General features: G+C 61.0%; 24 protein-coding genes. 18 read left to right on the top strand and 6 right to left on the bottom strand.

Annotation, left to right across the window (positions count from 1 at the left end):
• Nucleotides 1–133: 133 nt before the first annotated feature.
• Complete coding sequence (locus ACIQ36_RS01875; protein ID WP_395824991.1) at nt 134–1,324, bottom strand: DUF1501 domain-containing protein; 1,191 nt, start codon at nt 1,322–1,324, stop codon at nt 134–136.
• Complete coding sequence (locus tag ACIQ36_RS01870; RefSeq protein WP_395824988.1) at nt 1,324–2,799, bottom strand: DUF1800 family protein; 1,476 nt, start codon at nt 2,797–2,799, stop codon at nt 1,324–1,326. Before ACIQ36_RS01870 ends, ACIQ36_RS01875 begins: the two co-directional genes overlap by 1 nt.
• A 235-nt stretch (nt 2,800–3,034) precedes the next feature.
• On the opposite strand from ACIQ36_RS01870, the gene ACIQ36_RS01865 reads away from it, so the two are divergent.
• The 3 genes from ACIQ36_RS01865 to ACIQ36_RS01855 all read left to right on the top strand — a co-directional run bounded on the left by ACIQ36_RS01865 (nt 3,035) and on the right by ACIQ36_RS01855 (nt 5,554).
• The gene (locus tag ACIQ36_RS01865; RefSeq protein ID WP_395824985.1) at nt 3,035–3,556 is read left to right on the top strand and encodes a DUF6456 domain-containing protein; all 522 of its coding nucleotides are present in this window, start codon (nt 3,035–3,037) and stop codon (nt 3,554–3,556) included.
• Between the two features lie 177 nt (nt 3,557–3,733).
• A complete protein-coding gene (locus ACIQ36_RS01860) occupies nt 3,734–4,405 on the top strand; it encodes a substrate-binding periplasmic protein (RefSeq protein WP_395824982.1) in 672 nt (223 codons plus the stop codon).
• 195 nt (nt 4,406–4,600) lie between these two features.
• Nucleotides 4,601–5,554 carry a LysR family transcriptional regulator gene (locus ACIQ36_RS01855; protein WP_395824979.1) on the top strand — a complete coding sequence of 318 codons (954 nt, stop codon included), beginning with the start codon at nt 4,601–4,603 and terminating at the stop codon, nt 5,552–5,554.
• A gap of 115 nt (nt 5,555–5,669) precedes the next feature.
• On the opposite strand, the gene ACIQ36_RS01850 is transcribed toward ACIQ36_RS01855, so the two are convergent.
• Nucleotides 5,670–7,046: a malonyl-CoA decarboxylase gene (locus ACIQ36_RS01850; RefSeq protein ID WP_395824976.1), complete on the bottom strand. Its 1,377-nt coding sequence runs from the start codon at nt 7,044–7,046 to the stop codon at nt 5,670–5,672.
• A gap of 272 nt (nt 7,047–7,318) precedes the next feature.
• Between ACIQ36_RS01850 and ACIQ36_RS01845 the strand changes: the two genes are divergently transcribed.
• Entirely contained in the window at nt 7,319–8,698 is a 1,380-nt protein-coding gene (locus ACIQ36_RS01845; protein ID WP_395824973.1) for a hypothetical protein, read from the top strand.
• A 19-nt stretch (nt 8,699–8,717) separates the two neighbouring features.
• Here ACIQ36_RS01845 and ACIQ36_RS01840 read toward each other — a convergent pair whose 3' ends face one another.
• Nucleotides 8,718–9,458: a substrate-binding periplasmic protein gene (locus ACIQ36_RS01840; protein WP_395824970.1), complete on the bottom strand. Its 741-nt coding sequence runs from the start codon at nt 9,456–9,458 to the stop codon at nt 8,718–8,720.
• Between the two features lie 374 nt (nt 9,459–9,832).
• Here ACIQ36_RS01840 and ACIQ36_RS01835 point away from each other — a divergent pair, with 374 nt between their 5' ends.
• The 3 genes from ACIQ36_RS01835 (at nt 9,833) to ACIQ36_RS01825 (ending at nt 12,331) form a co-directional block, all read left to right on the top strand.
• A complete protein-coding gene (locus ACIQ36_RS01835; protein WP_395824967.1) occupies nt 9,833–10,570 on the top strand; it encodes a substrate-binding periplasmic protein in 738 nt (245 codons plus the stop codon).
• Nucleotides 10,571–10,627: 57 nt separating this feature from the next.
• Nucleotides 10,628–11,374 carry a substrate-binding periplasmic protein gene (locus ACIQ36_RS01830; protein ID WP_395824964.1) on the top strand — a complete coding sequence of 249 codons (747 nt, stop codon included), beginning with the start codon at nt 10,628–10,630 and terminating at the stop codon, nt 11,372–11,374.
• Nucleotides 11,375–11,602: 228 nt separating this feature from the next.
• Nucleotides 11,603–12,331: a substrate-binding periplasmic protein gene (locus tag ACIQ36_RS01825; protein ID WP_395824961.1), complete on the top strand. Its 729-nt coding sequence runs from the start codon at nt 11,603–11,605 to the stop codon at nt 12,329–12,331.
• Here ACIQ36_RS01825 and ACIQ36_RS01820 read toward each other — a convergent pair.
• Both ACIQ36_RS01820 and ACIQ36_RS01815 read right to left on the bottom strand, forming a co-directional pair.
• Nucleotides 12,328–12,876: an isochorismatase family protein gene (locus ACIQ36_RS01820; RefSeq protein ID WP_395824958.1), complete on the bottom strand. Its 549-nt coding sequence runs from the start codon at nt 12,874–12,876 to the stop codon at nt 12,328–12,330. The two genes, ACIQ36_RS01825 and ACIQ36_RS01820, sit on opposite strands and share 4 nt — an antisense overlap.
• Before the next feature lie 54 nt (nt 12,877–12,930).
• Complete coding sequence (locus ACIQ36_RS01815; RefSeq protein ID WP_395824955.1) at nt 12,931–14,139, bottom strand: argininosuccinate synthase; 1,209 nt, start codon at nt 14,137–14,139, stop codon at nt 12,931–12,933.
• 217 nt (nt 14,140–14,356) lie between these two features.
• On the opposite strand from ACIQ36_RS01815, the gene ACIQ36_RS01810 reads away from it, so the two are divergent.
• From ACIQ36_RS01810 to ACIQ36_RS01760, 11 genes are all read left to right on the top strand, one after another.
• Nucleotides 14,357–14,575: an antitoxin MazE-like protein gene (locus tag ACIQ36_RS01810; RefSeq protein ID WP_395824952.1), complete on the top strand. Its 219-nt coding sequence runs from the start codon at nt 14,357–14,359 to the stop codon at nt 14,573–14,575.
• Nucleotides 14,572–14,895 (top strand): type II toxin-antitoxin system PemK/MazF family toxin, encoded by a 324-nt coding sequence (locus tag ACIQ36_RS01805; RefSeq protein ID WP_395824949.1) that lies wholly within the window; start codon nt 14,572–14,574, stop codon nt 14,893–14,895. The genes ACIQ36_RS01810 and ACIQ36_RS01805 overlap by 4 nt, the downstream gene beginning before the upstream one ends.
• A 346-nt stretch (nt 14,896–15,241) precedes the next feature.
• Entirely contained in the window at nt 15,242–16,441 is a 1,200-nt protein-coding gene (locus ACIQ36_RS01800; RefSeq protein ID WP_395824947.1) for a phage portal protein, read from the top strand.
• A 165-nt stretch (nt 16,442–16,606) separates the two neighbouring features.
• Nucleotides 16,607–18,229 (top strand): phage major capsid protein, encoded by a 1,623-nt coding sequence (locus ACIQ36_RS01795; RefSeq protein ID WP_395824944.1) that lies wholly within the window; start codon nt 16,607–16,609, stop codon nt 18,227–18,229.
• Between the two features lie 111 nt (nt 18,230–18,340).
• On the top strand, nt 18,341–18,910 hold the full coding sequence (locus ACIQ36_RS01790; RefSeq protein WP_395824941.1) for a head-tail connector protein: 570 nt from the start codon (nt 18,341–18,343) through the stop codon (nt 18,908–18,910).
• On the top strand, nt 18,907–19,341 hold the full coding sequence (locus ACIQ36_RS01785) for a head-tail adaptor protein (RefSeq protein WP_395824938.1): 435 nt from the start codon (nt 18,907–18,909) through the stop codon (nt 19,339–19,341). The genes ACIQ36_RS01790 and ACIQ36_RS01785 overlap by 4 nt, the downstream gene beginning before the upstream one ends.
• A 180-nt stretch (nt 19,342–19,521) precedes the next feature.
• Nucleotides 19,522–20,097: a hypothetical protein gene (locus ACIQ36_RS01780; protein ID WP_395824935.1), complete on the top strand. Its 576-nt coding sequence runs from the start codon at nt 19,522–19,524 to the stop codon at nt 20,095–20,097.
• Nucleotides 20,098–20,106: 9 nt separating this feature from the next.
• A complete protein-coding gene (locus ACIQ36_RS01775) occupies nt 20,107–20,301 on the top strand; it encodes a DUF2635 domain-containing protein (RefSeq protein WP_045776302.1) in 195 nt (64 codons plus the stop codon).
• 6 nt (nt 20,302–20,307) lie between these two features.
• The gene (locus ACIQ36_RS01770; RefSeq protein ID WP_395824932.1) at nt 20,308–21,774 is read left to right on the top strand and encodes a phage tail sheath subtilisin-like domain-containing protein; all 1,467 of its coding nucleotides are present in this window, start codon (nt 20,308–20,310) and stop codon (nt 21,772–21,774) included.
• Nucleotides 21,775–21,786: 12 nt separating this feature from the next.
• The gene (locus tag ACIQ36_RS01765; RefSeq protein WP_045776304.1) at nt 21,787–22,164 is read left to right on the top strand and encodes a phage tail tube protein; all 378 of its coding nucleotides are present in this window, start codon (nt 21,787–21,789) and stop codon (nt 22,162–22,164) included.
• Between the two features lie 74 nt (nt 22,165–22,238).
• Nucleotides 22,239–23,501 carry a hypothetical protein gene (locus tag ACIQ36_RS01760; RefSeq protein WP_395824928.1) on the top strand — a complete coding sequence of 421 codons (1,263 nt, stop codon included), beginning with the start codon at nt 22,239–22,241 and terminating at the stop codon, nt 23,499–23,501.
• The last annotated feature ends 150 nt before the right edge of the window (nt 23,502–23,651 follow it).

Here is a 23,651-nt window from a genome sequence, read left to right as displayed (position 1 = left end):
CATTTTCATAATAAAATCAGGAAATTAGTGGTTGCTGACTGAATAATTGGCTGGCTTGCAAACGGGATTTTCAAGGGCACCGCCCTTGAAGCCGGGTTTGGGGGCCGCGCCCCCAAGATCGCGCAAGCGAAACCTAAACGACTAACCCCGCCACCGGCACCACCGGTTTCCCCAACACCGTCCCCGCCTCCAGCCCCCACAGCCCCTGTAAGAGGCTGGCATAGACCTGCCGGAAATCCATCGTATGCACGAGATCGTCGTTCTCCAGCTTATCAAGCGCCGGTTGCGTGCCGATGAGCCCGCCGCGCACGCTGCCGCCCGCGAGGAAGAGGGGGGCGGCGGTGCCGTGGTCGGTGCCTTTGCTGCCGTTTTCAGCGGGCCTACGGCCGAACTCGGAGTAGGTGAGGACGATGACGCGGTCCCACAGGCCAGCGGTCTGGGCGGCCTTGCGGAAGGCCGCGAGCGCGGCGGCGAAATCGCCGAGCAGGCGGGCGTGTTGGGGGGCTTGGTCGATGTGCGTGTCGAAGCTCCCCAGCGAGAGTTTGATAACGGGGGCATCGACCCCTGCCGCCAGCAAGCGCAGCGCATCGGCGAACTGCGCGCCTAGGTTGGTTTTCGGGAAATCGGCGGTCAGGCTGGCGGGAACGGTTTTCAGCTTCGCTTTAATATCGTCGCCTGCCACCCGCAGCGTACCTTGCACGGCGCTGATTTGGTCGAGCACCGGGTTACGGCGCAGTTGCTCCGGGATCGAAACGGCGGTGGCGGCCTGGGCAAAATTCCCCGGATTGCTGATTGAGACGGCTTTAATGCCCTGCCCCGTCACCGGCCCCAGGTGGGGTCGGCCCAGAACGAAGGCGTCGGAGACGCGCGCGCGGGGCTGGGCGAGCAGGGCGCGGGTGATCCAACCGCTTGTCAGCACCCGGTCGGCGTCCGAGGCCGTGTCCCAAATATCGATCGAGCGGAAGTGGGAACGGTCGGGCTGCGGATAGCCGACGCCGAGCAGCACGGCGAGATCGCCCGCGCTCCACAGGTCCATTGCTGGTTTCAGGGCGGGATGAAGGGCAAGATCGCGCCCGACGGGGAGGGCGTCGGCCTCCGTCAGCGCTAGGGTGGGCCGCAGTTTGCGGTAGAGCGGGTCCGTAATCGGGGCAACGGTATTCAGCCCGTCGTTGCCGCCCTGGAACTCGACCAGCAACAGCGTATCGGCTTTACCGGCGGCGGTTTTCGTCGGAACCCCGCCGGGGACGATTGCGCAGCCGCTTGGCAGCAGAAGGGCACCGCCCGCAAGGGCCGAGAGGCGAAGAAATTGGCGACGGGGCAGCATTATTTCACCTCGTAAGCGGGGTCGAGCAGCAGTTCCAGCAGCCGGTCCGGCGGGGTGGAGCGCGTCGGCGGTTGCACGGGGGCTTCGGCCAGGATCGATTTTTGCAGCAAGGTTTCGTCGGCCAGGAATAGCGGGTTTTTTGCGAAGAAATCCCCCAAGCTCACGGCTCGGCCCTGCATACTGCCCGCCGAGGCTTTGGCGTTCGCCTGGGTCAGTCCTGAGAGGCGCGCATATTGCGCCGCAAGACCATCGGGCTGGCGGTTGGCGGGCTCGGGCGGCTCGCCATAGGCGAGGCGTGTGAGGACGGCGCGGCGCTTTAGCAGCGAATCGGTGCTGATCCAATCCATCCCGCCGGGCCAGCCGCGCACGTTCGGCGGATCGAGCAAATCTTGCCCAAGCAGCCGGGTTTCGATGGCGAGCCAGCGCGCGTCCTTCACCGGCATCCCGAAGCGCCGCACGGTGCCCGCGACCAGATCGACCGGGGATTTTACCAAGCGGCCATGGGCCTCGGGCGACCAGAACGCCTCGCTCAGCAGCATCGCGCGGACGAGCGGGCGAAGCTCATAGCCGCTGTCGAAGAAACCTTTGGCCAGCATCTCGATTTGGGCTGGGTCGGGCGTGGGGGAGATGAGGGCGAGCCAGAGTTTTTCCGTCACGAAGCGGGCGGTGGCGCGCTGCTTCAGCAGAACCGTAATGACATCCTTGAGGTCGGTCACGCTTTCGCCGAGCACCTGCTTGGGGCCGGCGATGGCGCTTGCCGGGACGAACAGGGGGCGCAGATCACCCGCGTTCAGCCGCCAGCCGACCATGGTTTTCGCGGCCTCTTTAATATCCTGCTCGCTATAGTTGCCGGTGCCGAGGGTATAAAGTTCCAGCAATTCGCGGGCGAAATTTTCGTTCGGCTTGTTCTTCCGGCTGCTGGGCACATCGAGATAGCGGAACATCGCGCCATCCTCGCCGATCCCCCGCAGCAGATCGGCGAAATTGTGGGTGCCCTGGTCGCGGAACAGGGCCACCTGTCGCCACATTAAATCCGGCACCCGGACTTTCTCGAAGGCCGAGGTGAAATGTCCGTGCCAGATGAGGGCGAGGCGTTCGCGCAAGGGGGAGGAGCCGCCAATCATTTCGGTCAGCCACCAGCCGCGAATGGCGAGCGCCTCCCCCTGGCGGGCGAGGGCAAAGGCGCGACGCTCTTCCGGCGGTTTATCGCTGGTAGACCTATAGGTTACCGCATCGGGACGTTCCCCCGCGAGGAAATCCGGGTTCGGCGTGAGCGTTGGTGCGTCCAAGTCGCCAAGCAGCTTATCGACGGCCTTGGTGCGCGAGAGTGGCTTGTAGGTAGCGATATCCCCCGGCGTGGCGCCGAACCCGGCGCGGTCCAGCAGGTGGCGGGTTTCTTCGGGGGACAAGGCCTGCGCGGTGGGGGCGCAGAGGCTCGCCGCGATGAGCCAAAAAGCTAGAATGGACACGCGCATGCTTCGGCTCCGGTCAAGCGAGGATAGCTATTATTGGACCGCACGCGCCGATCCATCCCCCGGAAGATCTGACAGGGAGCGGAAGGGGCTTGACAAAATAAGAACAAAAAATGAACATTCTCATTAGCACGGTTGGCCGGGGAGATTCTCCCGGCCTTTTTTTTGGGCTCAAGAATCCTGGCGGTGGTTTTGGGGCCATAGGGTGAAGCCCCTTGCGCTGAACCGGAGCCCGCGAATGCCGAAAACTACCCCTAAACCCGCTCTCCTTCTCCCCACCCGCGAACGCCGCCGCCGGTCCGAGCCTATGCCGCTGCCAAAAGAGTTGGACGCCGAGAAAAATCCGCCCATGCGCCTGACCCAAGACGTACTCGATCGTTACCTCGTGCGCGGGGACTTAGAGGGGCGCTGTGCCGATGCGGCGATTCGCCTGCGCGCCCTGCTGGAGCGACTCTATCGGCAACCCGATGTGATCGCTGCCTATGGGGAGCGCTTGCAGACCGCGCTATGCCGGGGGAATGGGGCCCCCCAGGGGCCGGGGGAGGGGCAGCATCGCGCCGCGCAAGCCTGGCAAAGCCTTACCCAGCGACTTGGGCCGATCCTGAGTGCCATCGTGACGGCGGTTCTGTGCGAGGGGATCAGCGCGCGCGATTGGGCGGTGCGCAGTCATCGGCACCCGGCCAGCGGTATCGAGATATTGAGAATAGCGCTGAATGCTGTTGCGGATCATTGGGGAATGCCGATGGATGCGACGCTATAAAGACTCGTCACGCGGATAAAATTGAGTTCAATAACAGAAACACCAGTAGAAGGAGGGGTTGAAATGTCACTTTTTGGGAAAAATAGAAAAAACATTCTAAAAAATAACCTGTTTTCGATGGTTGCTGGATTGGCGCTAGGGTTAGCCACCGCCGCAAGCGCGGCAGACCCCATAAAAATGTATGCGAACGATGCGGTTCCGCCGAAAGCATGGCGTGAGGGCGCACAAACGCAAGGCTATGTGATCGACGCAACGCGCGAAGCCTTTCGCCGCGCGGGCGTGGAGTTGCTCCTAGAAGCGGCCCCTTTCAAGCGCGCTTACACGCAGGCCGAGGCGGGCGAGGGTTGGCTAACGGGAATTTTCAAAACGCCGGATCGGGAGAAGATTTTTCTGTTCAGCGAACCGGTGGGCGTGGATGAGGTGATCCTCGTGGTTGCCAAGGGGCGGGAATTTGCCTTCGAAAAGGCGGAGGATTTGACGGGTAAGCGCATCGGTTATCAGGACGGCGCGAGTTACGGCGCAAGCTTTGTCGAAGCTCAGAAGCATTTCCAGGGCGATGCGGACTCGAACCCCCGCCAGCGCCTGCAAAAGCTGCTGGCCGGGCGGCTCGATGCCGCCATTATCAACCCCGGCGAGGCGGCTCTGGCGTATCAAATGAAGGCCCTGGGTGAGCCGCTGGATAAGGTTACGGTGCTGCCGAAGCGCATTGCGAGCGAGTCCAACCATATCATCGTCGCGCGCAGTCAAGAGGCGGTGGCGGCGCCGATTCTGGCAAAGATTAACGTCGCGCTTAAAGCGATGGCGGCAGAAGGCATGATGGACAAGATCATGGAGAACTACCGGCGTTAAGCGCCCCCTGAGCGTTACCGCTGAAATTTAGACGTGCTGATCCGCGTCAGCACGTCCAGCCCTTCGTCGGGCGGAAGGTTAAGATCGCGCCGGAGGATTGCGGGAAGGTTCCCGAGATCCGGCAGTGGGCGGGCGTCTGGCGTCGCTCCAACCGGGCGAAGCCAAAGACGTTTCAAGCTCTGAAGAATGTTCGTCATGCCCCAAGCATGCGCTATTCTGCGGCATTGCTTCGATGGCAAAGAGTTTGGATCAGATCGTAAAACTATGTCGTCTGCCTCGCCCTCCGCCCGCGCCGTGAACTGGGATGATCTGCGGCTGTTTCTCGCTGTTGCGCGCGCCGGCAGCGTTGCACAGGCCGCCCCAACCTTGGCGCTCAGCCAGCCGACGGTGAGCCGGGCGCTGGCGGGGCTTGAGCGGCGGGTGGGGCGCAATCTGCTAGTGCGCAGCCGTAGCGGCTTTACCCTCACGCCCGAGGGCCAAGCGCTCTTCGCCCACGCCGAGCGGATCGAAGCGGAGGTTCGCCATGCGCTTGAAGCCGATCGCGGCCCTATCCGCATTACGGCGGGCGGGTGGATCTCGCGTTTTCTCGCCACCCATGCGGCGCGGCTTGCGGGCGAGGACCTGTCGATTGAGATTTTCAATTCCTATGCCACGGTCGATCTGACGACTGCGCAGGCGGATATCGCCCTTCGTCTCCGTCGCCCGGAGCGGGGGTATGTGCTGATCCGGTCGCTGCCGGTTCCGTCTTTCGCGGTCTATGTGCGCGCCGATGCCGAGGAAGGCTTATATCACGGCGATTGGGGCACGGCGGCGTGGGTGACGTTCGATACGGGGCAGATAGGGTTGCCGAGCGCGCGTTGGTTAGCGCGAGAGGTGCCCCACCTGAAGCCCAGGCTGCGCTGTTCCCAAGGGATCAATATTCTCGATGCTGTGTGCGGCGGCGTGGGGATCGGCGTTCTGCCCCGGTTTATCGGCGATGCCGACCCGCATCTAAAGCGCCTGAGCCCGACGCTACCCTTAGAAAATAACGAGCTTTGGCTGGTCGTGCATGAGGATCGCCGCGCCAGCCCGCCGATTGCGACGGCAATTGACCGGCTGGTGACTTTATTCGCCGACGAGCGCGCCCAGTTGCAGCCTTCCGATACTTAGAGCATCGCGCGTCAAATATGACGCACGATGCTCTCGCTTTACTTTTGGCCCTCGCCGGGCGGGCGCGTCCGCAATGGCGGCTTTTGGAGCCGCGCTAGCTTTAAGGCGCGCGGCTCTAAGACGGCGTCGGCACGGTCAGATCGCGCAGCCGGTCGCTGAGACTGCGGCGGGGCGGGGTGCGCCATTTCTGTACGGCGGCGGCAGCCACCACTTCGCCGTGCGTGGCGAAAGCTTCGTGGTTCCGCTCGATATCGTCCGGGCGGTAGAGGTAGTTAACCATCAGCCCATGGGCCTGCTTCAAGCCTTTGGCGGAGAGATCGCCGAAGGGGTTCAAGCGCTCCAGCCGCGCGCCATTGCCCAGATGGAAGCGCGCCACGGCATCGACCGGGCGATTGCGCTTATCCTTCGCGTCGAGAAAGTAAGCCGCCGCCGCGTGAAGAAGTGCGGGTTCCAGCCCCTTCCGGCTCTCGGCGCTGGCGCTCCAGTCGGGTGTGTCGAGGGTGGCTAGGCTGGCGTGATCGTCGGGTGAGAGCAGATCGCTCGTGTCGTTGCGCGCGCGCTTCAACCAGGCAGCGAAGCCCGGCACGGGCGAGAGGGTGACGAACTGGGTGAGGCGCGGCATCTCCCGGCTCAAGGTTTCCACCACATGTTTGATGAGAAAATTCCCAAAAGAGATACCGCGCAGCCCGGTTTGGCAGTTGGAAATCGAGTAGAACACCGCCGTCGTTGCTTCTGTTGCGCGGATCGGCACCCGGTCTTCGGCCAACAGTGGGGCAATGGCATCGGGAATGCCGCGTGTGAGAGCCACTTCCACGAAAATCAGCGGCTCGTCGACCAATTGCGGATGAAAGAAACCAAAGCAGCGCCGATCTTCCGGCTCCAGGCGGCGGCGTAAATCGTTCCAATCGTGGATTTCGTGCACAGCTTCATAGCGGATGATTTTTTCGAGAATATTGGCGGGCGTCGTCCAGTCGATAGCACGGAGCACGAGAAACCCCCGATTGAACCAGGATGTGAAAAGATGGGTTAGATCTTCGTCCAGCGCGGCCAAATCGCCCTTGGCGTCGGTCTGCGCCAACAGCGTTTCGCGCAAGCGGACCAGCGCCGATGTGCCGCCGGGGGCAAGATTAAGGCGGCGCATCAACTCCTGCCGCCGCGGTTCGGTAGCGGCGTGGAGCTTGGCCGCCAATAGGGGCGAGGGGCTCTCCTGGTAATGTCTGATCGCCCGTTCCAGGCGTTTCAGGTCTGGCCCGAACTGCGTCGCCAGCCCACGCAGGAACGGCGCACGATCTGCCTCCGGCAGGGCGTGCCAGCCGGTCACGATGTCTTGCGCGAGGCGAACGCCCGAGGCCTCCCCCCGGCTGGAGAGCAAAGCCTCGCAGAGGTCGAGCAACTGGGGAGGGGAGGGGGACACAGCGCGCCCGGGGCCGATCAACGCCCGGCCGCGCTCGGCAATGGTCTGCATCAGATCGCCCAGAAAGCTGCCCGTCATGATCCGCCTGCACTCCCGTCAAACCCTCAGTCCTTCCGTTATTTTGGCAGTGGATATGGGCAAGACAAGGGCAAATTCCGCCCGTTGGTGCGTAGCGCACCGGGGGGACGGCGGCAAAAGTTCACTATTTGTTCTTGACATTAGATGTCTGCTAAGACAAACTGATTCTCGATAGTGAGCCTTTCCGCTCGCCCATCGATGATCGAATTTCCTCCCCCCCGCCGGTGCCTCCCGGCGGGGGTTTTTCTGTGCCTCTAGCTTAGGAGACCGGCATGACCCGTGCGCGTCGCCCGCTCGACGTTCCGCTCGATCCCCTGGCGTTTCGCGCCGATCCGGTCGGTTTTGTCCAACAGGCGCTGGGGGAGACGCTGTGGTCCCGTCAGCGCGCGATTGCCGAAGCCGTGCGCGATTATCGCCGGGTGGCGGTGCCCTCCTGTCACGACGCGGGTAAAAGCTTCCTCGCCAGCCGTCTTGCCGCCTGGTGGATTGCGACGGGCGCGCCGGGCGAGAGCTTCGTCGTGACCTCGGCTCCCACCAATGCCCAGGTGAAGGCGATCTTGTGGCGGGAGATCAAGCGCGCCCATCGAATCGGCAAACTGCCCGGCACGATCAACCGCACCGAATGGCTAATTGACGGCGAGCTGGTCGGCTATGGCCGCAAGCCCAATGATTGGGATATGACCGGCTTTCAAGGCATTCATGCCGCGCGCGTTCTGGTGATTTTCGATGAAGCCTCGGGGGTGCCGCAAGCCCTGTGGGACGCCGCTGAAACGCTGATTACCAATGAGGCTTCGCGCCTGCTCGCCATCGGGAACCCCGATGATCCTGCGGGTCCCTTCGCCCGCGCCTGTGCCCCTGGCGGCGGGTTTCACACCCTCGCGATTGATGCCTTCGCGACGCCAAACTTATCCGGCGAAGAAATCCCCGAGGTTTTGCGCCCGCTACTGGTGAGCGCCCTATGGGTGGAGGAAATGCGCCTGCGCTGGGGGGAGGAATCGCCCCTGTGGCAGGCCAAGGTGCGGGGCCGCTTTCCCGATATCGCCGACGACCGGCTGCTGTCGCCCGCTCTCCTGCAAGCGAGTGTCGAGGCACGGATTGATGCGGGCACGCCCGTCGTTCTGGGGGTAGATATTGCCCGCTTCGGGCGGGACGAAACCGTTCTCGTTCTGCGCCGGGGGGATTGCGCCGAAATTCATGGAACGTTTCGCAAGCAAGATACGATGACCACCGTCGGCCAAATTATCGAGGCCTGGCGCAAAACAGGGGCGGTTGCGGTGCAGGTCGATGATGCCGGGGTTGGTGGCGGGGTGACGGACCGGCTGCGCGAACAGGGCGTCCCCGTCGTGCCGATTCTCGTCGGACGCCCCGCCCAGGAAAGCGAGCGCTTTCTGAACTTGCGCGCCGAACTCTACTGGATCCTTCGCGAACGCGCCGCCGAGGGGCGTCTATCCTTGCCCAACGACGCGCTGCTGCTGCGCCAACTGGGGGAAATCCGCTATCGCTACGATAGCCGGGGGCGGTTGAAGCTGGAGAGCAAGGACGATCTCAAAAAGCGTGGCCAACCAAGCCCGGATCGGGCGGACGCGCTGGCTTTGGCGTTTGCGCCATTGCCCGCGAGTGCCGCCACGCCCCGAGTGCGGATACTACGGTAGAGGAGGGGCTGCGACCAGATCAGTCAATCTGCGCGCGAAAAGCGGCATATTTACCGTTCGTCTTGCTATCAGCGAAGGCCGCGCGAATCTTTTCTACGGTCTCTTTCGGTAACGTCTTAGAGCCGACCACCCAATAGGGGGCGGGAACGACCTGGGGGCCGATTGCGACGGCGTTTCCGGCGATCTGTTCCTGCTTCAGCGCATGGCGGGCAATACCTCCCCCTGTATACCAGGCGTCGATCCGTCCGCTCATCAGCTTCTTCGCATTGATCCCTTCAGTCGCGCCAAGGTCTATATTGGTGATTCCGGCGGCCTCCAGCAAGGCGGCGGGAGCACCGCTTTGAACGGCCCCGATCGACTTTAGAGCTTTGGCTTCCGCGTAGCTCGCCACTGGCTTGCGGTCAGCCCGAGTGATGAAGAAGAAGCCTTCCTCTTCTACCAGTCCTGCGATCCAGGTGAATTTATCCTCCCGGGACGGGTTGCGCGCAAGAAACACGCCGACAGAGTTGCCCTGCTCCAGCGCTTCCAGCATCCGCCCAAGAGGCAGGCCTTCCGCCTGATAAGGGATCTTGGCGGCATCAAACAGGCCGGAAACGAAGTCATACGCCACGCCCGATAGTTTCCGCCCCTCGCCGACCTCGGTAAAGGGTAACGCTCCGAACGCTACCAGTTTGACAGGTTCCTGCGCGCCCGCAGGACCAGTAACAAGGCCAAACAGGATTGAAAAAATAGAGGCAGACTGCGTGATTTTTTTCAGCATTTCTTCTCCTTTATTTGGGTAAATTCTCCTTTCGAAGGAAAGGCTTCATGAGGAAGGTTGTCTAGATAAAATTATATTAAAAGAATAACATCTTCAGGAAAGATCCGGCCGCGTGAGCGGGGGATGCGGGGGGCCGACTTGCGTCGGGCACATCGCCTAGGAGCGCCGAATCGGGCTGACGCGCTGGCTTTGGCGTTTGCACCATTCCCAGTTGCTCGCGCATCTCAGCGGGGTTCGACTTCTGCAATGAACGGGCGTCTCTTGAAACTAACTTCCCATTATAAGCGATTTTTGATAACGAACAATTCACACTTGAAGATTAGCATATTTTTATGGTTTCAGGATCGCGGTGGATAGCTGGAAGGGGAGCGCTTATGGTTTTATATGTTCGAAGAATTTCAATTTCACTCGCTGGGCTTTCTGTCGTCTATGCCGTGTCGGCGCAGGCCGATCCGATCCGCTTGTTAGGGTTCGACGCGCCGCCGATGGCGAGCGTTTCGGAGGGCAAGAAACTTTCCGGTCCCGGCTATGATTTTGTCGCCGATCTCTTTAAGGCCGCCAACCTTCCCTTCGTTGCCGAAGGCCTTCCAATCAGCCGGGTTTTTCCGGCGCTCGACGAAGGTAATTCGGTTGTTGTGTTTTTGGTTCGCAATCCCGCCCGTGAAGATAAATATGCGTGGCTTGGCGATATAGTTCCCGACGATGGCTTTGCGTTTATGACCCGCGTGGGCGATGCGCCTATTCTGTCCTTCGAGCAAGCCAAAACCTTAAAAGCCGTTTCAGCGTTAGGCAGTGCTGCGCCCGCGCAAGTTCTGCGCAACAATGGGCTGACGAGTATCGACGAGACGGTGAATGAGGCCCTTAACCTCAAAAAACTCGTGGCCGGGCGGGTCGATGCATGGTTCAGCGGCGCGATTATCGCGCGGCATATGATTAAAGCCGATGCCGAGGCGGCAACATCGGTGGTGATCGGGCCGAAGCTGGTGCCCACGCCCTATTGGATTGCGGGCTCCAAGACCCTGCCCGCCGATGTGGTTAACAAGCTTCAGCAGGCGTTTGCCGCGACCAAAACAAATGGCCGTTACGCCGCCTTCCGCGCGCAAATCGATTGAGGGGGAACGCAACCCCTGCGCATCATTTTTCCATATTCGTAGGCAAGGACTGATACGATGCCCCATAAACTTTCCGCTAAAATCATCAGTTCGGTGTTTTTGGGACTAACCATCGTTGGGGCGTTATCCGCACACGCGGCAGACCCCGTTCGGCTCGTCGGGTTCGATTCGCTGCCGATGTCGAGCATCACCGACGGGAATAAGTTGGGGGGCGCGGGGTATGAGTTCGTCGCCGATTTATTCAAGACGGCGGGCATTCCGTTCGTTGCCGAAGGGCAGTCGCCCTTGCGGATTGCAGAATCCTTGGACGCGGGCAATACGGTGGCGATCTACTTCATTCGAAACCCAGAGCGCGAGACGCGATTCGCCTGGGTCGGCGGCTTGATCGAGGATGATGGGTTTGCCTTTATCACGCTGGCCAACAGCCCCAAAATCGATAGTTTTGAGCAGGCAAAATCGCTCAAATCGATTGGCGTCATCAGCAGCGAGGCCATTCGGAACATTTTGACCGCGCAGGGGATTACCACCTTTGATGCAGCCCCGTCGTCGGTTCAAAACGCCAAGAAACTTCTGGCTGGGCGGTTCGATGCTTGGTTTTCGACAATCACCGTGGCGCGCTATTGGATCAAGCAGGAAGGCGTCGCCAATAACGCTATTACTGTCGGTAAAACCCTGGTTCCCGCGGCGGGATGGATTACCGCGTCCAAATCGCTGCCTGCTGAAACCTTGACAAAACTCCAGGCCGCTTTTACTGCGTCGAAATCGGACGGTCGGTACGAGGCGTTTCGGGCAAAAATTAATTGAAAGGTGTGTTTTAAGCTGCGACCAGAATAGGCCTCAATCCTGAGGCCTGGCAGGCTCTCAAGTCAAAGAAATGGTATTGGTATGGTGGTACATTTAGAAATAATATTATCATAGCATAAATTTATCGTCTATTTAGTGTGCATTTAAATTTTTGATAATATTTTTATGCTAAAATTCAAGGGTAATAACATTTACGAGAGGTTGAGGAAAATGAAAATAAGAAAAAAGATGGCGTATCTGTTTGGGCTTTTTTTGATGCCAAATCTCTATGCATCAGCGTCTCTTGCCGCTGATCCCTTGAAATTATTTGGGTTCGAGTCACTTCCATATTCGGGCGTTACGGAAAATGGCGCTCTTTATGGCCCTGGCTTCGAGTATGTGGCACAGGTTTTAAAGTCGGTGAATGTCGATTTCGCGCCGCAAGGATTGCCGCTACCGCGTATGGTTCAGTTGTTGGAGGAAACGCCTGCGGTTGCGGTATTTTTGGCGCGCACCCCCCCGCGCGAGGATAAATACCAGTGGCTTTCCGAAATTTCGGGCGGCGATGAGGGTTTTATTTTCATATCAAAAGCAGGTGCTCCGGTCGTTGCGAGTTTTGAACAAGCGAAGGGCCTGAAACGCTTTGTTGCCGTCGACAATGGCGCACCCGCCGCGCTTTTGCGGGCGAATGGGATTACCGACATTGATACGTCGCCCTCGGAAGGTCTCAATCTTAAAAAATTGATTGCGGGCCGGGGCGATGCTTGGTTCACCACAACATCGCTGGGGCGTTACGTTATCAAGTCTGAGAGCGTGGATGAAAAATCACTGGTTGTTGGCCCAATTATCTTAAAAACCCAATTCTGGGCGCTGGCCTCGAAGTCGGTTCCTAGCGATGTGGTCGAGAAAATACGGGCTGGTTTCGACGCTGCTCAAAAAGACGGGCGTTTCGCCGCGTTTCGGGCGCGCTTGAATTAAAGCGCGCCTTTTTTAACAGCAGCCAGAACGGGTTTGAACGCCGGGGCGTCGCGGTGCTGCACCCATTCAAAGGCAGCCATTTCGGCTGAAATCAGCGGAATGCCTGCCTGGGTTAAACGGTGCAGCGCCGCCGCCTTATCGCTGGCGCGGCGGGAGCCGATGGCATCGCCGACCACGGTCACGGGCCAGCCGAGGCTGTGCAGCCCGAGGGCGGTTTGCAGCAGACAGACATGGGCCTCACAGCCGCCGAGAATGATGCGCCGCCCCTGCCATGCCGCGAGCGCCTCCGGTAGGTCGAGTTCGGCGGCGGCGTTGAAGTGGGTTTTCGTGAAAATCCGTTCGATCCAGGGGACCAACGCCGGGGCAGTTCCGCCCAGGCCTTGCGGATATTGTTCGGTCGCCCAAATGGGGACGCCGCACAGATGGGCAGCTTCCGCCAATAAGAGCGCACGACTCAGCACCGTTTCAGCCCCATCGATCATCGGCATCAGCTTACCCTGATAATCGATGAGCAGCAGGGCGCTGGTTTCGGCGGTCAGCAGCATCGGGGCGCTCCTTAAGAAAAAGGGGCGGAACCTTTCGATCCCGCCCCCGAAGGCTTACTTGCGGCCCAGCGCCGCGAGACGCAACCGCAGGGCGTTGAGCTTAATAAAGCCTTCGGCATCCTGCTGATTATAGACCTGATCGGCCTCAAACGTCACATAATCCTGGCGGTACAGGCTGCGCGGCGATTTGCGCCCGACGACCGAAACCGAGCCCTTAAACAGCTTCACCCGCACCGTGCCCGATACGAATTCCTGGCTCTTGTCGATCAAGGCTTGCAGCATTTCGCGTTCCGGCGAGTACCAGAAGCCGAAATAAATTAGCTCCGCATAGCGGGGCATAATATCGTCTTTCAGGTGGGCCGCGCCGCGATCCAGCGTAATGCTCTCGATCCCGCGCCGGGCGGTCAGCAGAACCGTGCCGCCGGGGGTTTCGTAAACACCGCGCGACTTCATGCCGACAAAGCGGTTTTCGACCAGATCGAGACGGCCTACGCCGTGCTTGCCGCCCAACTCGTTCAGCTTGGTCAGCAGATTGGCGGGGGAGAGCGCAACGCCGTTGACGGCAATGGGATCGCCCTTTTCGAACTCGATTTCCACATATTCGGGCTCGTCCGGCGCTTTACGCGGATCGACCGAGCGGGTGTACATATCCTCATCAGCTTCGACCCACGGATCTTCCAGGGCTTTGCCTTCGTAGGAAATGTGCAGCAGGTTGGCGTCGGTCGAATAGGGCGCTTCGCCGCGCTTGTCGCGGGCGATGGGAATCTGATGCCGCTCTGCATAGTCAAGCAGCGTGGTACGGCTGGTCAGGTCCCAGGTGCGCCACGGCGCGACAACCTTAATTTCCGGCTTCAGCGCGTAGTACGACAGCTCGAACCGGACCTGATCGTTACCCTTGCCGGTCGCGCCGTGGGCGACCGCATCGGCCCCGACTTCATTAGCAATTTCGATCTGGCGCTTGGCGATCAACGGGCGGGCGATGGAGGTGCCGAGCAGATAGACGCCCTCATACAGCGCATTGGCGCGGAACATCGGGAACACGAAGTCGCGGACAAATTCTTCGCGCAGATCGTCCACATAAATCTGCTTAACACCCAGCATTTCCGCCTTAGCGCGGGCGGGGGCCAGCTCTTCGCCCTGGCCGATATCGGCGGTGAAGGTGACGACCTCACATTGGTAGGTTTCCTGCAACCACCGCAGGATCACCGAGGTATCCAGCCCGCCGGAATAGGCGAGAACGATCTTATTGATTTTCTGCGACATAAGCCTTGACCCTCTCAATCCGCAAAAGCGCGGCGAGCATAGAAGGGTGGGCTGCGGGCGGCAAGGGGACGCTGTTGAGGATGCGATGTTGCTTTTTTGTTCTTGACGTTGCGAATCGCTGAAGGTAGGGTAAGCCCTATGATCGGCGGGAGTTGGGGGGAAGGATTGAGCTTCTCTTCTGAACGGCTTAGACTGGTGTTAGCGACGGGAGCGGGAAATGCCTCAAAAATCTTCCGAACAGCGTCAGCAGCACGCCGCCTTGCGGGCTTCAGGATTGAGGCTGGTCAAAATCTGGGTTCCTGACGTTAATCGTCCAGGTTTTGCCGAGGAATGCGCCCGGCAGGCCCGGTTGGCCGCTGCTGCTGATCGAATGGATACTAGCCTTGTCGATGAGCTTGAGACGGCCTTGCATGATTTAGAGGGTTGGACCGCGTGAGACGGGGCGATCTGGTCACGGTCGCGCTGGCGGGCGATTTCGGTAAACCTCGTCCCGCTCTTATACTTCAATCTGATCTTTTGGCCGAGCATGATACGGTTATCGTTGCGTTGGTAACGAGCGCTCTCATTCCTGCTCCACTCGTAAGAATCTCTGTCGAACCGACGCCTGCCAATGGCTTATCCAAGACATCGCAGATTATGATCGACAAGGTGATGACGGTTCGGCGCGAAAAATTGGGGCCGGTCTTTGGATGCGTGGATGAAGCGACGCTTATAGCCGTTAATCATTCACTTGCCCTGGTATTGGGCTTTGGGTGAGGAACATCAGCTTTCTCCGGGTGACTCAAAATATCCCGGAAAAGTTGATGTTCTCGTTAGGTGTTTCCAATGTATTTTTATAGATTAAGATCGATTCGCAATCGAAGATGGGTGCGTTGGCAATGACAAAGATATTGCGCAATAAAATTATTATTATTACTGTAATTTTAATTATAGTTGCAGCTATTATCATTTGTACTGACGATTATGGTCGGATTTTCGGCGGAGCTTTGAAACTTATCGCTATGATTTTGAGCGGGCGTTAATCCACCTCGATTATTTCACCCGCTAAGCCGCCCCTTCCGGGCGGTTTTTTTATGCCCTTTTTTCTCTCAGGGAGTTTCCCATGCTGTTCCGTTTCTTTCGGCGGGCCGTGAAGGCAGCGCCGCGTCGGGATCTATTGGCTTATGCAACCGCATCGTCGCCGGGGCTTGAACCCTCCGTGGCGCTGGGGAGCGGGGCGGCTTATCCCCATTTGGCCGAATGCTGCTTGCGCCACAATCCGGTGGCGTTTCGCTGCGTGACGATGATCGCGCGGGCGGTGGCCTCGGTTCCCGTCTATCTGCAAACGTCCAAGGGTCAGGAGTTGACCGATCATCCGGCGCTGACGCTCCTGGCCCGCCCTGCGCCGCAGGTGAGCCAGCGCGCCTTTTTCGAAACCTTGGCGATCCATTTGGTGCTCGACGGCAACGGATTTATCGACCCACTCGGCCCGCCGGGGCTGCCGCCGCAGGAATTGCACCTATTGCGGCCCGACCGCGTGTCGATCCGGGCGGGAAGCCAGGGGCTGCCGATCTACCGGGTCACGCGCGGTGCGCGGACGGAGGAGCTTTCCCCCGATCCGCTCGACGCGCGCCTGCCGCTGATCCACCTGCGGCGCGGCGGTGTTGGGGCCGATGGCGCCGGTGGTATCGGGCGCGGGCAGGGGGATGGTGAGGCGGCGCTCTCGGCCATCGCCGCCCATGATCTTGCTGGGCAGTGGAACGCCGCCTTGCTGGAAAACGGCGCGCGCCCGAGCCTCGCGCTCATTTACGAGCCCAAGGACGGCAGCCCTGCGAGCCTTTCGGAAGAACAGTTCCAGCGCCTCAAAACCGAACTCCATACGCTCCATTCCGGCGCGGCGAAAGCGGGTTCGGTGATGCTGCTCGACGGCGGCCTGACCGCAAAAGAACTCTCCCTCTCGCCAAAAGATATGGATTGGCTCGCCGGGCGGCGGCAAGCCGCGCTTGATATCGCCACCGCCTTCGGTGTGCCCGCGCAACTCGTCGGCATTCCCGACGCGCAGACCTACGCCAATATGGAACAAGCCCGCCTGAGTTTTTGGGAGGATAGCGTTCTGCCGCTCGCGCGTCTCATCGCCGATGGGCTCACCGAACACCTCCTATCGCGCTTCGAGCCCGGTTTGCGCCTGAGCCTGGACGAGGACGCTATTCCTGCCCTCGCCAGCCAGCGCCTCGCCACGTTTGAAAAACTGAGCGCCGCGACCTTCCTCACCGATGCCGAAAAACGCGCGGCGGTAGGCTATGGGCCAGTGGTGCAAGGTTAGGGGCGCTGCCCCTAACAACCCCGTTTAAGGGCCAAGGCCCTTAAAAATCCATTTTATCTAAACCGAATAATCCTCGGCCTCTGGAAACACGAGGATTCTCAAGGGGCCGATGCCCCTTGAGCGGAGTGCAGAGGCAGCGCCTCTGCCAACCTCAAAGGAAAATCCATGCTTCAAAAACAAGCCCCCGCAGCCTTTGCGGGGACGGAGGCGACGGCTGGCCGGATTGAAGGTTATGGGACGATTTTCGATGTGCCGGATTTGGAAGGCGACATCATCGTTCCGGGAGCTTTTACCGCCAGTCTGGCGCGGCACCGGCAGGCGGGCACTTGGCCGCGCCTGCTGTGGCAGCACGATCCGGCCCAGCCGATTGGCCGCTGGATCGACGTGCGCGAGGACGCCCAGGGGTTGCGGCTCGTCGGGCAACTCGCGCTCGAAACCCAGGTTGGGCGCGAGGCCCACGCGCTGTTGAAACAGGGCGCGCTCGATGGACTGTCCTTGGGCTTTCTCATCCGCCGGGCCGAATCCGCGGGCGCGGGGCAGCGGCGGATTTTGGAAGCCGAGCTGCTCGAATGCAGCCCCGTTACCTTTCCGTGCCATCCGCAAGCGCGGGTGCTCACGGTGAAAACCTACCCCCCTCACAAGGAACAGAACATGACCGATTTGATTGAACCGGCGCTGGCGTCGCTTGCCGCCGATCTCGCCACCTTGAAGCAGCGCACCGACGCGCTCGATACTGCCGTGCGGCGTGCGGCGGTTCAGCCGCAAGGGAGTGACGCCCCGGCCCACGGCATTGGCCGTCTGCTGCGCGCGCTTGCGGGCGGGCGCGGGGACCCGGCGCGGGCGGCGGATTTTGCCGCGAAAACCTGGAACGACGGCTATACGGCGAAAGCCTTGGCGGCAGGCGTTGGGGCGGCGGGCGGGTATCTCGTCCCCGAAATCCAGGCGCAGGAAGTGATCGAACTTTTGCGCAAGGCGTCCGCCGTGCGCCGCCTCGGGCCGACTTTGGTGCCGATGCCGCACGGAACCTTGCTGATGGCGAAGCTCACCGGCGGGGCGCAGGCGGAATACCTGGGCGAGAATACCGCCATCACCCCCTCGGTGCCGAGCTTCGGGCAGGTGCGGCTGACGGCGCGGAAACTGGCGGCGCTGGTGCCGATTTCGAACGACCTCATCCGCTATTCCGCCCCGGCGGCCGACCAAGTGGTGCGCGACGATCTGGTGACGGCGCTGGCCGAGCGCGAAGACCTCGCCTTCCTCTACGGCAATCCGACCGGCACGGGCAATGATCCGAAGGGTATTCGCCATTGGGTGCTGCCCGCCCAGGAAATCGCCTCCAGTGGGGCGACGGTCGCGGCGATGGTCGCGGATTTGGCGAATATGGTTTTGGCGCTTCAGGAGGGCAAAGCCCGCATGCTGCGCCCGGCCTGGATCATGGCCCCGCGCACGCTGCAAGCGCTGATGGCGGTGCGCGATGGTTCCGGCCATTTTGTCTTCCGGCCCGAGCTTCAGAACGGCACGCTGAACGGGTTCCCGGTCGCAACCTCCCTGCATATCCCGACCGCGCCCGCTTCGGAAATCCTGCTGGTCGATATGGCCGACGTGCTGATCGGCGAGGCCACGGGCCTGCTGATCGATGCCTCCGGCGAGGCGGCCTACCCCTCGGGCGGCAGCGTTATCCCGGCCTTCGGGCTCGATCAAACCATCATCCGCTGCGTCACCGCCCATGATCTCGTGCTGCGGCACGAGGCGGCGGTGGCAGTGCTTACGGGCGTCACTTGGACGCCGTAGCGCGTTTTTCCGCCATGACCAACACCGTCAAAAACGCGCTTAAGCCCGCGCGGCGTTTGAGCGACCCCAAACAAACCGAAGGCCCGGGAGGGCCGTAGGAGGAAATCAATCATGCTCACAACCCTCATTCCCCCCGTCGCCGAGCCGCTGACCGTGGCCGAGGTGGCGGATTTTTTGCGGCTCCCCGTTTCGGAGCCGCCTGCAACCGACCCCGACGAAGCGCCGCTGTTGGCGGCGCTAATCGCCTCCGCCCGGCAAGTGTGCGAGCAGGCGTTGCGCCGTCGTTTGCTGCCGCAAACCCTCGGCCTCACCGTCGATTATCTGCCCGATGTCGTCCGCTTGCCCTGCGGGCCGATCCGGGCGGTGCTGGCGGTGGAACAGCGCGATGCGAGCGGCGGGGTCAGCCTGATTCCGTCCGACCGTTACATCGTTTCCGGCACCCGCATGGCTCCGATCACCGTTTGGCCGGAGCCGAGCATTCCGATTGGCGGCTTTCGCATCGTCTATGAAACCGGCCTCGCCGATACGCCCGAGGCGGTTCCCGCAGCGTTGCGTCAAGGCATGCTGATGCTCATTGCCCATTGGTACGAGCGGCGCGAGGCGGTGCCGACCGATAGCGTGCAACCACTACCCTTCGGCGTCGCGGCGCTCTGGCATCCGTTTCGGATGTTCCGGCTATGAGCGGCATGGCCCCGCCGGAGCTCAAGCGGGGGAACCTTCCGCCCGCCATAGTGACGGCTCCGGAAATCGGTGCGTTGCGCGAGCGGTTTTTCGTGCAGCGCGCCAAGGACGACCCCGCCCCGGACGGTGGTTTGACCCGCAGCTATTCGACGCTGGCCTTCATCTGGGCCTCGGTCGAAAACCTCGCCGGTCACGCGACACTGTTCGGGCGCGACGTTGCGGCTGAAACCGGGCGCGAAACCCCGCAAATCCGCCTGCTCACGCGCTACTCCCTGTTTCTCGCCGAAGCCGATGGGATCGACACGATCCTCTATTGGCGGCGACGGCGCGAACGCTGGCGCATTTGTAGCGTCGCCGATCTTGCCCACCGTAATCGCTTCCTCTCCCTCGACTGCACCCTGCTGGAACGGGTTCCACCGTCCACGCCGTGAGAGGGAGTATGGAGGCGCTGCCTCCAAACCTCCGATCAAGGGGCTTGCCCCTTGATAATCCCATTTCCTTTTGAGCAAAGCGCCAACGCTTCAAGTCTCTGACAATTAAAGGGATTCTTAAGGGGAAAGCCCCTTAAGCGGAGTGCAGAGGCGGAGCCTTTGCCTAGTAAAGGACCCCCCATGCTCACTGAAATCATCCAGCGCCTCCGTGCCCTTGCCGACCCTTTTGCCGAAAGAGTGGCGGGGGCGGCGACGGTGGAGGCGGCGCTGACGCAAACGCTCACCGAGTTTCCGGCGGCGTTTGTGGTTCCGCTCGACGATAAGGCCGAGCCCAACCGTGCCGATGAAAACCTATTGCAGGTTTTGCATCAACGGATTGGCATTGTCGCGGTGCTCGATGCCTCGGCGGACCCGCGCGGGCAGGCGGCGGCGGAAGCCGCGATGACGAGCATCCGCCGGGCGCTGTGGTACGCGCTGCTCGCCTGGGCACCGGATACTTGCTCGGAACCGATGGCGTACCACGGCGTGCGCATCGTTCGGCTCGATCAGGCCCGATTGTGGGTGCTGTTCGAGTTCGACGCGCCCCTGCTGTTGTCCGAATCCCGGGCGGCGGACGAGGATCTGCCGCCCTTCACCCTATTCGCGCCGGAGTATGTGCTGCCGACCAGCAGCCTGCCGCCGCCCGCGGATGAACTCCCCCTTCCGCCAACCCGTCCGCCGGTGCCGCCCTTCGGCCCCGGCCATTTCCAATTTTAGGAGACACCCATGTTTGTGATTCCCGCCCCGGCAGGTGCCGACCTGCCCGGAACCCATTTGCGCGTCCTCGATCCCGATACCGGCCGTGCGTTGCCGGAAACCGGGGCCGAGGTGCCCGCCACCCCCTATTGGCTGCGCCGTTTGGCCGAGGGCGATGTGATCGTTCCGGCCCCCGCGCGCCCGCGTAAATCTGCCCAGGAGTAGGCTTGTATGATCGTCTTCAACGATATTCCGAATTCCATTCGGACGCCCTTCACCTATCTTGAGTTTGACGCCAGCAAGGCGGGCGGCGGCTTGCCTCAGTTCCCGACCAAGCTACTGGTGATCGGCCAGCGCCTTGCGACCGGCACCTATCCGGCGCTGGTGCCGCAGCTCATCACCAGTTCCGACCAGGCCCGCATTGGCTTCGGCGCGGGCTCGCAACTGCATCACATGATCCAGCGCGTCCGCGATAATAATGCCTATACCGAAACCTACGCGATTGGCGTCGATGATCTCGCCGCCGGGGTAAAAGCCGCCTGGACAATCGATCTGACCGGCACGGTGCCGACCGAAAGCGGGTTGCTCGCCCTTTATATCGGCGGGCGGCGCGTGCAGTCCCGCGTGAAGCCGGGCGAGACGGCGGATGTCGTCGCGACCAACCTGCTGGCGGCGATCAACCTCGACGCTGATCTGCCGGTCACGGCCACTCGTACCGGCGCGGTCGTTAGCCTGACGGCGGTGAATGCCGGGGAGGGCGGGAACGAGATCGACCTGCGTACCGCCTATTTCCCCGGCGAGCGCCTGCCGGGAGGCATTGCCATCCTCATCACGCAAACGGTGGTGGGCGCGGGCAATCCCGATCTGACCACCATCCTCGCCGCCATCGGCGGGGAGCATTACGAGTTCCTCATCAGCCCCTGGACCGATCCCGCCAATATGGCCGTGCTGGACGATTGGCTGCTGACCGTCTCCGGCCCGACCGTGATGCGCGAAGCGATTGCCTTCACCGCCCGGCGCGGCACCTTGGCGCAGCTTTCCACCTGGGGGAGCACGCGCAACAATCAGTTCGTAAGCTGCCTTGGCTTCAATAAATCCCCGAGCCCGGCCTATGAATGGGCGGCGGCTTACGGCGCGGTTGCGGCGTTCCATCTGCCGATCGACCCGGCCCGCCCGATCCATACCCTCGCCCTGAAAGGCCTGTTGCCGCCTATCTCCGGCGACCGCTTCCGCCAGGACGAGCAGAATATTCTGCTCTACGACGGCATTGCGACGTTCATGGTCAGCGGCGACGGGCGCGTGCAGATCCAGCGCGAAATCACCACCTACCAAAAGAACGCCTGGGGCCAGCAGGACGCGGCGTGGCTGGACGTGCAAACGCCCGCCACCCTCTCGTTCCTGCGCAAAGACATTCGCTTCCTCATCGAAAGCAAATTCCCGCGCCATAAGCTGGCCGATAACGGCACGCGCATTCTGGCGGGCCAACCCATCGTAACGCCGGACCTGCTGAAGGACGAGTTGATCGCCCGCGCCTTGCTGTGGGAAGCGCTCGGCCTCGTCGAGAATATCGATCTCTTCAAGCGGGAAATCGTGGTCGAGCGCGACGCCGCCGACCGCAACCGCGTGAACGCCCTCATCCCCACCAACCTCGTCAACCAGTTCCGCGTGTTTGCGGGGCAGTTGCAGTTCATTATCTAAGGGAGAGTCACTATGGCTAATGTTTGCGGCGACCGCGTTCTCGGTAAAGCCCGGGTAACGGTCGATGGCGAGGTTCTGCGTACCGAAAAAAGCGTGTCGCTCACCTTGGCGGGCGACGAAATCAAGGAAGTCGAAGGCGATTACGAAACCGGCTTTACCGCCGAATTCAAAGCCGCCGAACTCACCTGCAAGCTGATGGTGAAACCGGGCGATAGTGTTGCCCGGTTCGTTGGCATGTGCGGCGTCACCGTTGTGGCCGAATTCGATACCGGCCAGCGCTTCATTCTGTCCGAAGCCCGCCAAAACTCCCGCCCGAAAATTACGGGTAAGGACGGCGGCCAGGTCGAACTGAAGTTCACCGCCACCAAGTGCGAAGAAATTATCGCCTAATTTTTGGTTCCCCGGTTCGGTTCCGCCGAACCGGGGGCTCTTTTTTCAATTTTTCCCGCGTTCCGGAGGCGTTTATGGCGACCACTATTCCCGAAATCGATCTGTTCAGCCAGGCCCTGCGCCGCGCCACCCGCGACGTGGAAGCCTTCCAACAAACCCTCGCCCAAACCCCGGCGGCAAGCGCAAGGGCGGCGCTGACGGCCGACCCGGAGGGAGCTAGCCTTCAGCCCGCCGTCTATCGTCCCCCGGTTGGGGCCGGGCAGGCGGTGCCCCAGGGGGAGGGGGCGGAGGTGATTCCGGCGTTGACACCTGGATTGGTAACAGCGGCGGGGTTCGTTGCACGGTTGGCGAAAATGACCGGAGCCCTCAATCTGCTTTACGCGGCCCTCGATCCGCTCGCGCAGATGACCGCGAAATTCAATAGTGAACTCGAAAAGCTCCAGCACCAAACCGGGGCCTCTGCCACCCAGACCGATGAATTCGGCCAAGCGACGCTCAAACGCTCGCAAGAATTGCTGCAATCGCCATCGGCTCTGGTCGATCTGTTTAGCAAGGTCAACACGCTTAATCTCGATAAGACAGAACTTGAGAAAACTGACGATAAAGGCAATCTCGCCCTTCGCCTGAATACTCAGGAAGTTTCGGATGCGTTTGCCAAAACGGCCTATGTCCACAATATGGCTCCGGGTGATCTCGCCGATATGGTTATGCCGCTGCTGCGCCCGGTGCAGGAGAATATGGCCGAGGTCCGCGTCCGCCTCGCGCAGATGAATACTATTTTCAACGACGCGCCGCTGCCCGACGCGCTGATGAAAAGCAGTTTTGCTCCGGTGGTGAACCGGGTCGAGCAGTTCGGCGTCTCGTCCGAACAATCCATCGGCAGCGCTACCAGTCTACTGGAAATCGCCCAACTCCGGGCGAGCGACCCCGCCCAAGCGGTGAAAGCCACCGAAGAGCTTTTCGCGCAGTTAAATGATGCGGATGTACGAGAACTATTCAAGGGAAGGGGAGTTGATATTGCGGTGCTGCGTCAGCAGGCGATAAATCTGAAACAAGACCCGTTGGAACTGATTGCTGAAGCGATTAGGAATGGAAAATTCGATAAGGATGATTTGGATTTTGAGCTAAAGTCCGTCATGAAAGAAAAACAGTCGGCAATTTTGCTGTCTGATCTTGTCAAGAATAAGGATGATTATGTTGCGGGTAGGAAGGCCGTGACCACCGAAAGTAAGCCTGAAAACCTCGCGCAAGCCTTCGAGGCGCGCAGCAAAACCGCCTTAGGGGGCTATAAGGCGGGCTCGGTTGGGTTGGAGACGCTGGGTATTCAGGCGGGGTGACCTGCCTTGGAACTTTCATCCGGCTGAAAGTAGAGCCTGCGTTAAAGTTACGTTGTTTGGTGCGGTATAGGCAATGGGGCCAGGCTCGGAGCCCGGAACGGGCGGAGAGACTGGCCCCATTGCTTTGAGGTTTGCAGCGTGCGCTGCTGG

This window comes from Elstera sp., from assembly GCF_044372965.1.
Taxonomy (GTDB): Bacteria; Pseudomonadota; Alphaproteobacteria; order Elsterales; family Elsteraceae; genus Elstera.
The sequence above is the reverse complement of the archived record's forward strand: the minus strand, read 5'-3'. Positions and strand labels throughout refer to the sequence as shown.

Bases quoted from the DNA above. Each gene is read 5' to 3' on its own strand.
- ACIQ36_RS01785 (WP_395824938.1), top strand. From the start codon at position 18,907: ATGAGCGGCATGGCCCCGCCGGAGCTCAAGCGGGGGAACCTTCCGCCC.
- ACIQ36_RS01825 (WP_395824961.1), top strand. From the start codon at position 11,603: ATGGCGTATCTGTTTGGGCTTTTTTTGATGCCAAATCTCTATGCATCA.
- ACIQ36_RS01790 (WP_395824941.1), top strand. From the start codon at position 18,341: ATGCTCACAACCCTCATTCCCCCCGTCGCCGAGCCGCTGACCGTGGCC.
- ACIQ36_RS01770 (WP_395824932.1), top strand. From the start codon at position 20,308: ATGATCGTCTTCAACGATATTCCGAATTCCATTCGGACGCCCTTCACC.
- ACIQ36_RS01830 (WP_395824964.1), top strand. From the start codon at position 10,628: ATGCCCCATAAACTTTCCGCTAAAATCATCAGTTCGGTGTTTTTGGGA.
- ACIQ36_RS01875 (WP_395824991.1), bottom strand. From the start codon at position 1,324: ATGCTGCCCCGTCGCCAATTTCTTCGCCTCTCGGCCCTTGCGGGCGGT.
- ACIQ36_RS01775 (WP_045776302.1), top strand. From the start codon at position 20,107: ATGTTTGTGATTCCCGCCCCGGCAGGTGCCGACCTGCCCGGAACCCAT.
- ACIQ36_RS01760 (WP_395824928.1), top strand. From the start codon at position 22,239: ATGGCGACCACTATTCCCGAAATCGATCTGTTCAGCCAGGCCCTGCGC.
- ACIQ36_RS01860 (WP_395824982.1), top strand. From the start codon at position 3,734: ATGTATGCGAACGATGCGGTTCCGCCGAAAGCATGGCGTGAGGGCGCA.
- ACIQ36_RS01800 (WP_395824947.1), top strand. From the start codon at position 15,242: ATGCTGTTCCGTTTCTTTCGGCGGGCCGTGAAGGCAGCGCCGCGTCGG.
- ACIQ36_RS01840 (WP_395824970.1), bottom strand. From the start codon at position 9,458: ATGCTGAAAAAAATCACGCAGTCTGCCTCTATTTTTTCAATCCTGTTT.
- ACIQ36_RS01850 (WP_395824976.1), bottom strand. From the start codon at position 7,046: ATGACGGGCAGCTTTCTGGGCGATCTGATGCAGACCATTGCCGAGCGC.
- ACIQ36_RS01870 (WP_395824988.1), bottom strand. From the start codon at position 2,799: ATGCGCGTGTCCATTCTAGCTTTTTGGCTCATCGCGGCGAGCCTCTGC.
- ACIQ36_RS01845 (WP_395824973.1), top strand. From the start codon at position 7,319: ATGACCCGTGCGCGTCGCCCGCTCGACGTTCCGCTCGATCCCCTGGCG.
- ACIQ36_RS01780 (WP_395824935.1), top strand. From the start codon at position 19,522: ATGCTCACTGAAATCATCCAGCGCCTCCGTGCCCTTGCCGACCCTTTT.
- ACIQ36_RS01795 (WP_395824944.1), top strand. From the start codon at position 16,607: ATGCTTCAAAAACAAGCCCCCGCAGCCTTTGCGGGGACGGAGGCGACG.
- ACIQ36_RS01835 (WP_395824967.1), top strand. From the start codon at position 9,833: ATGGTTTTATATGTTCGAAGAATTTCAATTTCACTCGCTGGGCTTTCT.
- ACIQ36_RS01820 (WP_395824958.1), bottom strand. From the start codon at position 12,876: ATGCTGCTGACCGCCGAAACCAGCGCCCTGCTGCTCATCGATTATCAG.
- ACIQ36_RS01815 (WP_395824955.1), bottom strand. From the start codon at position 14,139: ATGTCGCAGAAAATCAATAAGATCGTTCTCGCCTATTCCGGCGGGCTG.
- ACIQ36_RS01855 (WP_395824979.1), top strand. From the start codon at position 4,601: ATGCCCCAAGCATGCGCTATTCTGCGGCATTGCTTCGATGGCAAAGAG.
- ACIQ36_RS01765 (WP_045776304.1), top strand. From the start codon at position 21,787: ATGGCTAATGTTTGCGGCGACCGCGTTCTCGGTAAAGCCCGGGTAACG.
- ACIQ36_RS01865 (WP_395824985.1), top strand. From the start codon at position 3,035: ATGCCGAAAACTACCCCTAAACCCGCTCTCCTTCTCCCCACCCGCGAA.
- ACIQ36_RS01810 (WP_395824952.1), top strand. From the start codon at position 14,357: ATGCCTCAAAAATCTTCCGAACAGCGTCAGCAGCACGCCGCCTTGCGG.